This window comes from Pseudomonas sp. SIMBA_041, from assembly GCF_046535095.1.
GTDB lineage: Bacteria > Pseudomonadota > Gammaproteobacteria > Pseudomonadales > Pseudomonadaceae > Aquipseudomonas > Aquipseudomonas mucoides.
The window spans coordinates 1-241 of record NZ_JAWRXJ010000842.1; the positions used below are offsets into that span (position 1 = coordinate 1).

Sequence of the window (241 nt, forward strand, 5' to 3'; positions counted from 1 at the left end):
GCCCTCACCGACGTCAAAATCAAGAGCGCAAGGCCGGGCGAAAAACCGATTCGTCTGTTCGATGGCGGTGGTCTCTATCTTGAGATCGCCACGGCCGGAGGCAAGTGGTGGCGTTGAAGTACCGATTCGGCGGGAAGGAAAAGCGTATCTCCCTAGGCGTTTACCCCGAAGTCGGTTTGAAAGATGCCCGGGAGCGTCGGGACGCTGCCAGGAAACAGTTGGCGAACGGTGTAGATCCGGG

The 241-nt window shown here is 58.9% G+C and carries 1 pseudogene; it reads left to right on the top strand.

What is annotated here, in order from left to right:
* A pseudogene (locus tag SB725_RS33510) lies at window positions 1-241 on the top strand (Arm DNA-binding domain-containing protein); the annotation flags it as partial.